This is a genomic window from Vibrio sp. 704 (genome assembly GCF_033339295.1).
The window spans coordinates 1-641 of sequence record NZ_JAWOUH010000563.1; the positions used below are offsets into that span (position 1 = coordinate 1).

Consider the following 641-nt stretch of genomic DNA (forward strand, 5'->3'; position numbering starts at 1 on the left):
AACAAGGTCCTTGGTCACTGCAAAAATCGACTGCAGTGAAGGTCAATATCGACAAACAGATCGCGAATGTTCAAGCTCATTGTTGGTTGCAAGCGAAGTCGAGAGTGTGTCTAACCGAAGATATTAGTGTCGGTAAGAGTGGCCAAGCGAAGTTAGCGATCAATGATTTTAATTTCGACCAAATTAAACAATTCCTGCCGCCAGAAACCAAGCTGCAAGGTTCAGTTAATGCACAGGCTTTTGCTAAATGGGCTCCAGAGAAAAAGCCTGAAGTTACCTTGAGTGTCAACATGCCAAAAGGCCAAGTTGAACAAGCACTAGAGCAGCCAATTAAAGTGGGCTGGGACAGCTTCAGCTTTAAAGCGGCATTAGCGAAAGACAAGCTTGATGCTGAGTGGTTATTTGATGTGAAAGATAACGGTGACTTGTCTGGTAAGATTTCTTTACTGAATGTCTCATCTGAGAAGCCAACTATTGACGGTAAGGTTGCGCTTTCTACGTTCCACTTGGACTTCTTGGCCCCGTTGATCGGGGAATACAGCTTGTTCAAGGCGAATATGAATACTGATTTGGCCTTGTCTGGTGATGTAATGCACCCAAAAGTGAATGGTCAGTTCCTTATCGATCAAATGAAGCTGCAA

Annotated in this window: 1 protein-coding gene; it reads left to right on the plus strand. The window is 44.0% G+C overall.

What is annotated here, in order from left to right:
- On the plus strand, positions 1 to 641 hold a 641-nt coding region (locus tag R7R24_RS27775; protein ID WP_411978839.1), incomplete at both ends, for a translocation/assembly module TamB domain-containing protein.